The sequence below is a fragment of the Ferdinandcohnia sp. GQ5 genome (genome assembly GCF_059759275.1).
On sequence record NZ_JCAXEW010000026.1, the window covers coordinates 1 to 13,009 of the forward strand.

Here is a 13,009-nt window from a genome sequence, read left to right on the forward strand (position 1 = left end):
AGATTTCCTCTGGCCTTGTCCGAATCACACCCTTATTCAGACACATGCATGAAGATTTCCTCTGGCCTTGTCTGAATCACACCCGCATTCGGACTCATGCCTAGAGATTTCCTATAGCCTTGTCCGAATCACACCCTTATTCAGACTCATGCATGAAGGTTTCCTCTGACCTTGTCTGAATCACACCCGCATTCGGACTCATGCTTGGAAATTTCCTTTTGCCTTGTCCGAATCACACCCTTATTCGGACTCATCCTTAGTGGTTTCCTCTGGCCCTGTCTGAATCACACCCGCATTCGGACTCATGCTTGGAAATTTCCTTTTGCCTTGTCCGAATCACACCATTTTTCGGACTCATGCCTAGAGATTTCCTATAGACTTGTCCGAATCACACCCTTATTCAGACTCATACTAGGGGATTTTCTCTTGCCTTGTCTGAATCACACCCTTATTCAGACTCATGCATGAAGGTTTCCTCTGACCTTGTCTGAATCACACCCGCATTCGGACTCATGACCGGAAATTTCCTCGGGTGTTGTCTGAATCACACCATTTTTCAGACTCATACTTGGAGATTTCCCCTAGCCTTGTCTGAATCACACTATTTTTCGGACTCATGACTAGAGATTTCCTATAGCCTTGTCCGAATCACACTTTCTTTCCGACTCTTGCTCGCTTTCTTCTAATACCCTAGACGCAATAACACTTTTTACAAATTCAACGCAAAAAAGAAAAGCAGCTTTTGAGTAAGCTGCTTTTCGATTCATATTATTCTTTATCTGTTGGCTCCGCTTTTCTAGTTTGGACTAATTCATCCGTTAACTGGTCGATGCTGTTTTTCACATTACCTTTACCAGATAGGTTTTCAATTATTTGTTTTACATCAATACCTGAGGATGCTTTTAACGACTCTTGAAGAGTTGACATCAAATTAGTAGCATAACCAGTTACCTTATTGGCTCCACTATTTTTCCCATTACTACCAGTATCCACAACTGTAATTTTGTCGATATTTGATAATGGTGCTGCCACTTCTTTCGCATATTGAGGAAGCATTTTAATAACCATATCGAGGATAGCCGCTTTCCCATATTGCTCGAATGCTTCTGCAATTTTTTGTTTTGCTTCTGCTTCTGCAAGACCTTTCAAACGGATAATATCTGCTTCAGATTCCCCTTGTGCACGTTGTGCTTCCGCTTTTGCAAGACCATCAATACGGATTTTCTCTGCTTCCGCCTTTGCCATTGCTTCAATTCGATATTTATTTGCATCTGCTTCAGCTAACTGTTTCGCTTTTTCAGCTTCTGCCGCTTGAACAACTGAGTAACGGTCAGCATCTGCTTTCTTCTTAACCTCTGAATCGTACTGCTTCTCACGACGTAGGATCTCTTTTTCTTCGAGTTCAATTTGCTTCTGTCTTTCAATGATTTGGATTTGCATTTGCTGTTCAGTTACCTCTTGTTTCGCTCTCGCTTCCTCTAAGTGGTATGCTTGGTCAGCACGTGCTTTCGCGATATCCTGCTCTCTACGGAATTCAGCAATTTTCAATTGATTAATTTTTTCTGCTTCCGCAACCTCAGTAGCTCGCTCTAACTCAGACTTCTGCGCTTCTTTCTCGGCTTCTGCACGTTTAATACGTGTTTCTTTTTCAGCTTCAGCTGTTGCAATATCTGCGTCACGCTTTACTTGAGCAATTCTTGGCTTACCAAGTGAATCTAAGTAACCATTCTTATCACGAACATCCTTAATTGTAAACGACACAATGATAAGACCCATTTTCGCTAAATCCTGTGATGCGACACGTTGTACTTCTTGTGAAAACTTATCACGATTTTTATAGATTTCTTCGACGGTCATTGAACCGAGGATTGAACGAAGATGACCTTCTAATACTTCTCTTGCTTCATTTTCTCGATCTTCTTTTCGCTTACCTAAAAATTGTTCTGCTGCTGTTGCAATTTCAGATATGGAACCACCGATTTTAATAATTGCTGTTCCATCCGCCATTACCGGCACACCTTGCTCTGTGTAAACTTCGGGTGTTTGAACATCTAGTTTACTAGATAAGAGACTTAAAGGTTCAGCCTGTTGGAAGACAGGAAGTACAAATGTACCGCCACCGCGGACAATTTTGATTCGATTTCCTGATTCGTCTACATGAACATTTTTGCCACCTAAATAACTACCCGTTACAATAAGAGCTTCATCGGGACCAGCCGTTCTGTACTTTGTAACAAATACCCCAATAAGTGCAAGAAGTAAAAATGCGACTACCCCAATTACAATCCAAATTCCTGTTGTCATTGTTGATTTCCCCCTTTAATCATCATATTTTGGTAAGGCAGGACGTAGGCAACGCCTTCCTTTACATCTATAATAAGAACCTTTTCATCATATGGAATTGGTTCATTATTAAAGCTCTTAGCAGATTTAGCGATTGTGCCACTGATTCCCTCAATGACAACCTCGCCGAAGCCGTCAATCGGGATTGAAGTAATTACTTTTCCAATTCTCCCTTTCAAATCTTCTTCCCTGTATACCATCGATTCCTCAGCAGAAGACAACGGGATTAATACAAATACATTTAATAATGTGACTAAAATAAGTGCTAATACAAGTGAAATAGCAAAAATTAATAAACTATGAAAGGAAAGTATTTTTTCAAAAATGTACCCAGATGCGCTCAAAAAGGTGAGGAATGAGAAGATAAGTGTTGGGCTTAAGAAACTATCTGGAAAAATTCCCTCTAAAAAATCGCCAAATAGGATAAAAAGAAGGGTACCGATTCCACTAATGACTAAGCCAATCAAATAAATTGTTTCAATGTCATATCCGAATAATTCCATAGCTTCACCTCCAAATCCAACATAATAATTATGAAATTTTCTTTACAATCTCATTTACGGAAAATACTTGAAAAAGGTTTCATTTTTTTTAAAAGAATTTTAGATAATTTGTAATCCAGAAGTAAATCTTATGTAACAATCGTATTAAACAAAAAAGAAAGATCCCTTCACCCGGGACCTTCCTCTCAGTCATCATTATGCTTCTTCCTCTTTTTTTCTTCCTTTTTACGCTCTTTCTCTTTTTCTTTCCTTTTTTTCTCTTCTTCTTTCCTTTTCTTCTCTTCTTCTTTCTTCTTTTTTCCTTCTTCTTTCCACTTATCTTTATCTTGTTTCTTATCTTGCTCCTTCCACTCATTCTCCTTTTTCTGAACAGGAGCCTGATAGGCTGGGAGATTGAATGAAGTAGGTGGAGTATTACTTAATGACTGTTGCATTATTTCTTTAAAAATTGTTGCAGCCGTTGAACTAGTAGTCGTTAAATAGTGATTTTCATCTGTCTTGTCATATCCAAGCCAGACTGCACCAACAAGTTCAGGCGTATATCCGACCATCCAAATATCCTTTGCCCCATTTACACCATCAATAGCTACCTGAGTTGAACCGGTCTTACCCGCTACTTCTCTTCCCTCTATTTTCGCATTTCGACCAGACCCGTTCTCAACAGCACCTTTCAGCAAGAATGTCATTCTTTTTGCAACCTCTGGGGTTGTAATTTGTACAGGCTCTTCTTTCCACTCGGCAATGGTTTCGCCATTTGTATCAATAATTTTTGAAATTGCATGTGCCTTCATCTTTTTCCCTTCATTTGGAAAGGTTGTATAGGCTTCAGCCATGTGAATGGGGGCGACCCCCTTATCCAGACCTCCAAGAGCAAGACTCAAATTATGATCATTTTCCGTAATCGGAAGACCAAATTCGTTTACAGCATCAATCCCGCTTTTTAGTCCAATTTCATTTAAGAGCCACACTGCTGGAACATTATCGGAATTCCTCACTGCATCGTATAAAGTGACACTGCCTTTAAAACTTCCACTTACATTTGATGGTTGGTAGCCGTTGAAACTCATTGGTTTATCAGGGAGGACATCATACACACTGTAGCCTCGTTCCAAAGCTGGCGTGTATACTGAAAGTGGTTTGATTGTTGAACCTGGCTGCCTTTTCAATTGAGTCGCATGATTGAAACCACGAAATACATGCTCACCACGACCTCCAACTAGAGCGTTTATTCCACCCGTCTTCGGGTCTACTAAAATAGCACCACTTTGTAGCAATTGATCTTCTGGACTTGCAGGAAATAGGCTGTCATTATTGTATACATTTTCAGCAGATTCCTGCATGTGAGGATCAAGTTCTGTATAAATTTCCAAACCACCAGACATCACCTCATTTTGGGTGAGTCCATATTTTTCAATGGCTTCTTCAATAATATAGTCGACGTAAAATGGGTATTTTCCTTCATATGGATCAAGTTGTCGTCCCTTGAACACGATTTCTTGTGCCTTTGCTTCCTTCACTTGGTCAGAAGATAAATAACCCTGTTCCTCCATCGCTGCTAATACAAGATCCCTGCGGTTAAGCGATTTTTCCTCGTTAATTAATGGGTTCATCGTCGAAGGTGCTTTAATAATACCAGCAAGAATGGCTCCTTCACTAACTGTTAGTTCATTAACCTCTTTGCCAAAATACGTTCTTGAAGCATTTTTTATGCCCCATGCCCCTTCACCAAAATAGATTTGATTCAAATACATTTCAATTATTTTTTCCTTTGAAAATGTACGTTCTATCTTTTGAGCAAGGAAGAATTCATCAATTTTTCGTTTCAGGGTTTGATCATGAGTTAGAAAGACGTTCTTTGTTAATTGCTGGGTAATCGTACTTCCGCCCTCGACAATACCACCCGCTTTTAAATTTCGGAAAAGCGCACGAAAAATACCGATATAATCCACCCCCGGATGTTTGTAAAATCGACGGTCTTCAATGGCAACTAAGGCATTGATAACATGTGGCGGAATTTTTTCATAGCTGACACCTTCGATTTTAGGTCCAGGTACCTTACTCGCGATTTCTCCATTTTTATCATAGATAATAGTTGGTTCCGGCAATGGATTGTTCAAAGCACTAACATCCCGAGAATTGATATACATGTTGAGCCCAATAGTAATAACTAAAATAAAAACCAACCCAATTAACAGGATGATTTTTACCTTTCCTACTTCGGACAATGTCTTCATGAAGTTTTTTCCCATTATTCGAATGCCCTCCAAATGTGCTAGTAAGAATAATATCGCAAAAATAGCGCTACATATATTTATTCGAACAAGAAATGTTTTTATGTTCATACAAAAGATATATTTTTAAAAAATTGGTTAGCGGAGGGGGAACTGTCGCGAATTAGCTTTTTAAGAATTCTTTAATTTGATTTGTGAGTTCAGTTCTATCGTATGAGCGGTATAGGTTACTTGCAAGTCGTATTGGGTCACCGAAGAAAAAACGCTCGTATAGGGTTTGTCGTGATCCGAATGCACTAACACAAAGATCCCATGCGAGTCTAAATAGTTTAACTCTATCATACGCATTAGCGTTTGCAGCTTGTAAATATTGATCAAGATCAGCCCTCATATCAGAAGCAAAATCTTTTTCAGTTGGAATTGAAACTAATCCACTTGCACCTAATAGCTGAAGAATCTCGGTAAAACGTGGGTATAGACGAGGGTATAAATTTATCGCACTGTATAGAGGATTGATTGCAGGTGCCATTGTACCCCATTTATCCAATTTCGATTGCAGTTCAGATGATAATAATAATGCTTTCAAAGATTCTAGCCCAACTATAATTTCACTGATTTTCTCTTGTACATGCTGATATTCACCAATGTTAATAGTGTCCACTAAAGCTTGGGCTACTCCAAGCAGACATTCCGTTTTGACAACCTGTCTAGAAAGAACTTGATGCAGGACCAATGGAAAGAAGCTTGATTCTGTATACATTTTATTGGCACAATCAATACTTTCATTCAAAAAGACCCGTTCCCAAGGAACAAGAACATTATTAAAAACGATGATCGTATCCATTTCTTCAAATCTCGAGCTTAGAGGATGATCAAACGTTGATTCTCTATATGCAAATGATTCTCTGCAGAGAAAAGTTAATCCTTTTGTGTTACTTGGAATTGAGAAGGCAAAAGCATAATCTTTATTAACTATATTTCCACCGGACGGAAAGACGATTAACTCATCTGTAATCCCCCCCTGTGTAGCTAGCAATCTTGCACCATGAATAATAATTCCATCTGTTCTTTTTTCAATAACCTTGGCAGCTATAATTTTATCTTCGTCCTCCATATGAAAAAGGGAACGGTTTGTTTGTGGATTTATAAAGGTGTGGGTAAATGAATAATCATTTTCACATGCTTCCTCATAAAACCTACGGAGATTTTTCACAAACTCCGGATTATTAGAAGAAAATAAATCAGCAGCAGCATTAACAGCCATTAAGCACGTATTCATATAATCAGGGGATCTTCCCATCATTCCAAGTGTACTTTTTGCCCAAGTTTGTATCATAAGACGTCTTTTTTCTAAATCCTCTTTGGTTCTCGGCTCTAGATAGGAAGTTCCTATTTGATTACCAGTTATAGAAGAAGGAAAGGTCATGATGTCTTGATTTGATGATTTACATTGAAGGTCATAGAGCTTCGCTTGACTCTCAATGACTCCACGGAAAGCAGGATGCTCAGAAATATTCCCCTTCACCTTTTCCCCGTCAATCCATATATCAGAATGCAGTTTATTAATTCTATTAATATATTCTTTACCGGTAATTATTCCCATTTACTGTCACCTCCACAGGCTACTAACCTAAAATATGCGCCTCTTTAATATCACGTGAGACCATTTTTCAAGAACAACCTGTGGAGAGATTTGAACTTCCGAAGATGTTTAGCACCTAGTTGAAAACTTCAGGTGTCGGAGGCACGAAATGGAACTATCGAACAAATTCTAAGATGTCTGTATACATCCTAGAGTGATAGTACATCCCAAATTTCAGGCCACGTTCGATAATTCTTTTTTGATCTCCTTCATATCCTCGAGCCACTACTTCATATATTTCGTTTGCATGTTGCACATCAAGTACCTCATGATCTGTAAAATGAACGAGTGACTTGTTTTCGCTCCCATAGTTGTTTTTCGCAAATTGGCCAACTAATGGAGAAACACGGGCAACAATTTCTTCAATTACACCTAGTGCGGCAAGCCCTTCCAAATAATGATAGTGGAGACAGAGATCAGTTAATGCACGGTTGTATGCAAGAACGGGTATGCATGGTTCGCTTTCGTATATTTCTTCTTCAGATATACCAATCCCTTTCAAAAACTGTTTATACGTCTCGCTATGAACATATTTCTCGTTCATTTTCCCATGCTCTTCAAACAAGTTTTCCACAAGTGGCATTCTCATTCGAAAGTCTGACATATTCGTTAAAATCGCTGACAAAAAGCGTGGAAAGTAAAGAACGACGTGGTAAATTTGAAGTGCAATCTCCTTTTGTTGTTCTGCAGAAAATTCCCCTTTTGCCAAAGCCACAAATAATGGATGTTGTTCAATTTCCTCACCTTGAAACATACCAACTGTCACATTCTTTAACTCTACAAATTTCTCCATTATTACATCCTCCTAAATAAGTGTTATTTCATGAAAATCCATTGAAAGGTTTGCAGGAATATCCCCGTAAGCAAATGTTGTTGATGAATGTTTTATATAAAAAGGGTTACATCGATACTGCTCTACTTCTTCGGAAGATACTCCAAAAAATAAATAGGTAAATCGATGTTTATAGGTCTTTTGAATATAAGAGATATATTTCTGTCGATATCTTTTTGGAGTTTCTCGCGCTGTGAAAAACGCCAAATAGCCATGCTGAAATTCCTCACGTTTATCAGGCAATGGTGGGCAACCAACTGCGCGACAAATCAAATTTACTATTTTAAACAGGAAAGGAAGTCTCCTGGAAAGTCGTAGCTTTCTAGCATCTGATTGATTCACAAGCTTACAGATTGCTAGGTCGTCCTTCTGATCTCTAATAACTAAGAACACACCATTGTCTTTTAAGAAAATTTTCTTATCATATAGAGCAAAGTCTTTAGACGTAGCAAAGCTCTTGTAAATCTGCCATGCCTCTTCCCCTTCAATTTCAAATACATCCAAATGATTGTTCCGATATTTAAAGAACATAGGTACACCAATATGAAACGTTCTTCCAAGTTCAATTCCACTTGGAAGAAGCCCATTGCCTTTTATCATGGATGCTTTGTTTGAATTGGTATCAAGAACGGTAGAATACAACCATTTAACTGCACCTTCATTTTGATAAAGAGATACTAATTGTTGTGTCAAGCGAAAGTAAGCAAAAGTCCGGTGGAAGTCAGGATGAATCCTTAAGTCATTTAAGTAATACACATGTTTACAGGCCCCTTCAATGACCCTCTTTTGCTGACTCACTGCAACACAGCCAATTAATGCACTTCCTTTAAACAATCCGAAATGCCTTGTCTTTCCAAATTCCTCTGACAGCTTAAAAAAGTTCGGAGACCGATCAACATAGAAGAGATTGCTACCTGTACTTGATTCATTCGATAATTGAAGCAATTGTAATCCGTGAGATTCATCAAGTTCCATAAATGAATAAGTCATACAAATTGCCCGACTGTTATTTTTTGATATAACATCGAACGTTCTAAAGTCTCACAGCGCAATGACAACTCTTCATCACGTATAAACCGATCCGGCAATGTACTCGTACTAAGCATATTTCGGAACATTAAGACACTATTTGCTGATTTAGCTTGAATAACTCGGCAACAAATCGATGCTTTTCCTTTTTCATCTGCCCAGTCAAATACATTTGACAAATAAAACGCATCGATCGAATTTTCCTTCTCCAATAAACTTTGGATACTCACTGGGTAAATGAACATTTTATCAATATTTCTTTTTACTTCTTCATATCCTTCTGGAGTTAAATAGAAAGGAACCCCCTCGACATGATCATATAAATAAGTAGAAAATAATATTTGGCTCAAAAAATAATTATTGTGAATCGGCTTTGTTTTCACTTCCTTTTCAAATTGACTTAAAAAGAAATTCCCGAAATCATGTTCACTGGCATTCTTAAACATAAAACTAGGAAAAAATTGTAGGTGTGTCGTTTTACTTAACAATATTTTTACAGCTGTTCGCCATTGGGCAGTTGTTAGATACTCTTCATAAAATCTCTGTTGCTCATTAAGGTTTTTGGCAGAAAACAACTGATTCCAAACAGTCTCGTCATATACATTCCGGCAAATGTTTCCTCCTATAAATCTGTAAAAACGCTCATTTATCCCACAATAATTAATTCCCTCTTCTATTTCACTACGATGCAGCTCCCAAAAATGTCTCGCGTATTCTGGCAATTCTTCAGCTATCTCTTCATACATCTCACCCCGATTATCACAATCCGTTTCCCCGATAAAAGAAAGGAAATCATTTAACGAAAACTGCTGTATCGCTGCCTTTTTCAATTCAATTAAAGCACATTGCGCAGGATTCACATCAACACAGAGAACTTGGTTGATCGTGTCAGTCAGAATGGAAAATGCTGTACATCCACCTGATCCAACAACAAGTACTTTCTGTGGCCCTACTATTCTTGAAATCTCTCTTTCTACTAAACTGTCTTCTCTAATTTGCGAAAAATAAATGTTAGACATTACTTACAACCCCTCCCCCGAATAAATCCAGAACTTCTTTTTTTCCTTCTTTCCAATTCAGCATTCTTTTTCTTCCGCTTTCCAGTTGACGATTGAATGTAGCTCGAGCACTTGGACCATCCGGTATTGTGGAGTATAGGACGACATTCATTCCTTGTGATAGCTCCACTTTTCTTGAACAAAGCCAATTCTCTACCTCTGGATAAGTTGATTTATATTGATAAAGTGGATCTATTGATTTTGAGGTTAGACGTTCAATATCTAACTCATATATATGTGAAAGCTTTTTTGAGAAAACGTGAACCTTTTCCTTTACTTCTTCAGGAACCTCGGATACCTGGAATTTCGGGTAAGCGCAATCATTAAACAGCGCTTTAAAAAACACCAAAACGTCCGGATTCTCAATTTCTGCAAGCAGGTGTATTTTTCTACCTATATTTTCATCCATTAATACTTCAATATAAGACATAAAAAGGTCTAGAAAACTGCTCATCCTCGAAAACAGGGGACCGAAGTATACAAACTTGTCATCTCCTTGTTCAAAGGTTTGAACAAGTTGGAAGGCCAAAAGCTTTTGATTTCGTCTTAAGCATACAGCCTGTTCATATCTTTCAAATCTCGGAAAAAGGTATTCCTCCCCCACTTTGCTTACTCGCCTTGAAAACAAAAGCATTTCTTCTTTGTGTTTGATAAGCAATTGATTTGTCTTGATAATCTCTAATAATTGAGTCACTCATTCCACCAACCAATTCCTATAGTGTAAAATTACACCTTTTATTCTATAGTGTAATTTTACACTAAAAAGGAAAAATTTCAAGTATATTTCCTTAATCTTCTATAGATAATAAAAGAACCTAGTAAATACATAGATACCCAACATACCGTTGTATTTTCAGGAAATACAACTTCAAACTTATATTACATTTTTGTAAACTTTGTAAAATTTTTATTGTAATTTCGACAAATTTAGATAAAAATATTCTTTGTATGTTTTTATATTTCATTATTGGAGGAACAATATTATGTTCGCATATAAGAAAAAAGACGTTTTTTTTGATGCACTTACATCTATCTCTGCAAACTTGAAAGAGGCAGCAGATTATTTCGTACAGTTTAAAATTAAAAATGTAAGTGACTTGAAAGAGTTTTCGAGTCAAATGAAAGAATATGAGACAATTGGTGACGATGTCATTCATGGCTTGATAACTCAACTTAATAAATCTTTCATCACACCGATTGAGCGAGAAGATATTCTACAATTGGCTATGAAAATGGATGATGTTTTAGATGGAATGGAGCAATGCGCAGCACGTTTTGAGATGTATTCTTTGACTATTACAGACGAATACATGACTACATATGCTGACTATATCCATAAAAGTACGGTTGAAATCTTCCATGCCATTGAACTTCTTACAAATAAAAAGCTGCTAGATATGCGTACACATGCGATTAAAATCAATGATTATGAATCACAATGTGACGAACTCTTAAGGGTTTCCATCAAACAACTTTTCCAAACTGAAAAGGACCCAATTAAAATTATCCAACTAAAAGAGATTTATGAGATTCTTGAAGGCATTTCGGACTTCTGCGAGGATGTTGCGGATACTTTAGAGACCATTATCATGAGAAATGCATAAAGTTGATGTTCAAAACGTGTGGTGAAAATGACGAATCGAAATTCTAGTTGGCTTGCTTCGGTACTCGGGAGTTCGCGCCGCCTTGAAATTTCGACGCTCAGGATGTGTTAGTGTTGACAATGAATTAGGACGTGACGTTTTTGTCGACTCAGGTCCTTTCCACCCTCCTTTTTGAACACATATTATAAGGGAGAATCTTATTAATGGACACTTTATTAATTTTAACGGTTTTAATTGTTTTTTTTGCGTTAGCATTTGACTTCATTAACGGCTTTCATGATACGGCTAATGCGATAGCGACAAGTGTTTCAACAAAGGCACTTAAGCCAAGAGTTGCTATTGTCCTTGCGGCCTCCATGAACTTTATTGGTGCAATTACATTTACGGGTGTTGCTAAAACAATAACGAAAGATATTGTTGATCCTTTTGCAATAGAAAATGGATCAGTTGTTATCTTAGCAGCCCTGCTTTCTGCAATTGCATGGAACTTGATAACATGGTACTACGGAATCCCAAGTAGTTCCTCTCATGCTTTAATCGGGTCCATTGCTGGAGCAGCAATTTCCGCTGCAGGCATTGGGATTTTGAATTACAGTGGATTTATAAAAATTTTAGAAGCACTCATTCTTTCCCCCTTTATTGCATTAGCAGTTGGATTTCTAATGATGAGCCTTTTTAAAGTTATTTTCAAAAACACAAATCTTTATAAAACAAACAAGGGTTTCAGGATCTTTCAAATATTCACAGCTGCCCTTCAATCTTTTACCCATGGTACAAATGACGCTCAAAAAGCGATGGGGATTATCACGATGGCATTAATTGCAGGTGGATTTACAACCTCTACCGATATACCACTTTGGGTGAGAATTGCTGCAGCAACTGCAATGGGGCTCGGTACATCAATAGGTGGTTGGAAAATCATTAAAACGGTCGGCGGTAAAATTATGAAAATCCGTCCAATAAATGGCGCGGCTGCTGACCTATCTTCTGCTCTAATCATTTTTGGAGCGACTTATATTCATTTACCAGTTAGTACAACACATGTGATTTCATCCGCAATCATGGGGGTCGGTTCTGCTCAACGTGTAAAAGGCGTAAAATGGGGTGTTGCCCGTAAAATCGTCCTCACTTGGGTGATTACACTTCCAATCTCAGCATTGTTAGCAGCACTCATTTATCAAATCATTAACCTATTTTTCTAAAAGGTGGCAAATGCTGCCTTTTTTTATTGCCATGATAAATAATTAAGATTATAATATATTTAAGATGACTTAAATATTTATTAACATTAACCTTAAAGGATGATTAATCATGGATACGAAAGCCTATATGAAAGAAACCTTTAATCTACTCGATGAAGTTAATTCCCTATTACTTCAAGAATTCGAATCGATATTTCACTTTGATATCACTACAAAACAATCAATCGTTTTACATCATGTCTATCAAGCCAAAACAATTACAGTAAATGAATTAGCGCAACTTATGAAAATCTCAGCAAGTGCTGTCAGTCAATTACTAAACAAATTAGAAAGTGAACTATATATTAAAAGAGAAATAAACCCAAAGAATAGGCGTGAAATTCTCATATCTCTTGGTTCAAAAGGAATCAAATTATATGAGGAAAGTGACAAAATCGACCAAAGAATAATGGAAAAATATTACTCGAAACTTACCGAAGAAGAAATGATACAATTCCAAACAATTGTGCGAAAACTTCATACGATTATTACTACCTCAAATAATGAGTAGGAATGAAGGAGGAAT

11 protein-coding genes are annotated in these 13,009 nt (G+C 37.4%); 3 read left to right on the forward strand and 8 right to left on the reverse strand.

Going from position 1 to position 13,009, the window contains the following annotated elements; all coding sequences use genetic code 11:
• Window positions 1-768 precede the first annotated feature (768 nt).
• The 8 genes from floT to AC6CHV_RS23495 all read right to left on the reverse strand — a co-directional run bounded on the left by floT (window position 769) and on the right by AC6CHV_RS23495 (window position 10,332).
• On the reverse strand, window positions 769-2,304 hold the full coding sequence (floT, locus tag AC6CHV_RS23460) for a flotillin lipid rafts scaffold protein FloT (protein ID WP_498079771.1): 1,536 nt from the start codon (window positions 2,302-2,304) through the stop codon (window positions 769-771).
• Complete coding sequence (locus AC6CHV_RS23465; protein ID WP_498079772.1) at window positions 2,301-2,846, reverse strand: NfeD family membrane protein; 546 nt, start codon at window positions 2,844-2,846, stop codon at window positions 2,301-2,303. Before AC6CHV_RS23465 ends, floT begins: the two co-directional genes overlap by 4 nt.
• A gap of 185 nt (window positions 2,847-3,031) precedes the next feature.
• Window positions 3,032-5,104, reverse strand: coding sequence for a PBP1A family penicillin-binding protein (locus AC6CHV_RS23470; RefSeq protein ID WP_498079795.1), 2,073 nt, complete (start codon window positions 5,102-5,104; stop codon window positions 3,032-3,034).
• Window positions 5,105-5,240: 136 nt separating this feature from the next.
• On the reverse strand, window positions 5,241-6,680 hold the full coding sequence (gene hpaB / locus AC6CHV_RS23475) for a 4-hydroxyphenylacetate 3-monooxygenase, oxygenase component (protein WP_498079773.1): 1,440 nt from the start codon (window positions 6,678-6,680) through the stop codon (window positions 5,241-5,243).
• A gap of 154 nt (window positions 6,681-6,834) precedes the next feature.
• Window positions 6,835-7,512, reverse strand: a complete 678-nt coding sequence (locus AC6CHV_RS23480; protein WP_498079774.1) for an iron-containing redox enzyme family protein — start codon at window positions 7,510-7,512, stop codon at window positions 6,835-6,837.
• 12 nt (window positions 7,513-7,524) lie between these two features.
• Window positions 7,525-8,541: a hypothetical protein gene (locus tag AC6CHV_RS23485; RefSeq protein ID WP_498079775.1), complete on the reverse strand. Its 1,017-nt coding sequence runs from the start codon at window positions 8,539-8,541 to the stop codon at window positions 7,525-7,527.
• Window positions 8,538-9,599, reverse strand: a complete 1,062-nt coding sequence (locus AC6CHV_RS23490) for a DUF3419 family protein (RefSeq protein ID WP_498079776.1) — start codon at window positions 9,597-9,599, stop codon at window positions 8,538-8,540. The genes AC6CHV_RS23485 and AC6CHV_RS23490 overlap by 4 nt, the downstream gene beginning before the upstream one ends.
• Entirely contained in the window at window positions 9,592-10,332 is a 741-nt protein-coding gene (locus AC6CHV_RS23495) for a hypothetical protein (protein ID WP_498079777.1), read from the reverse strand. Before AC6CHV_RS23495 ends, AC6CHV_RS23490 begins: the two co-directional genes overlap by 8 nt.
• 289 nt (window positions 10,333-10,621) lie before the next feature.
• Here AC6CHV_RS23495 and AC6CHV_RS23500 point away from each other — a divergent pair, with 289 nt between their 5' ends.
• The 3 genes from AC6CHV_RS23500 to AC6CHV_RS23510 all read left to right on the forward strand — a co-directional run bounded on the left by AC6CHV_RS23500 (window position 10,622) and on the right by AC6CHV_RS23510 (window position 12,994).
• A complete protein-coding gene (locus AC6CHV_RS23500) occupies window positions 10,622-11,242 on the forward strand; it encodes a DUF47 domain-containing protein (protein WP_440273913.1) in 621 nt (206 codons plus the stop codon).
• A 203-nt stretch (window positions 11,243-11,445) separates the two neighbouring features.
• Window positions 11,446-12,444 (forward strand): inorganic phosphate transporter, encoded by a 999-nt coding sequence (locus AC6CHV_RS23505; RefSeq protein ID WP_341332539.1) that lies wholly within the window; start codon window positions 11,446-11,448, stop codon window positions 12,442-12,444.
• Window positions 12,445-12,553: 109 nt separating this feature from the next.
• Window positions 12,554-12,994, forward strand: a complete 441-nt coding sequence (locus AC6CHV_RS23510) for a MarR family winged helix-turn-helix transcriptional regulator (RefSeq protein ID WP_341332540.1) — start codon at window positions 12,554-12,556, stop codon at window positions 12,992-12,994.
• Window positions 12,995-13,009: the final 15 nt, after the last annotated feature.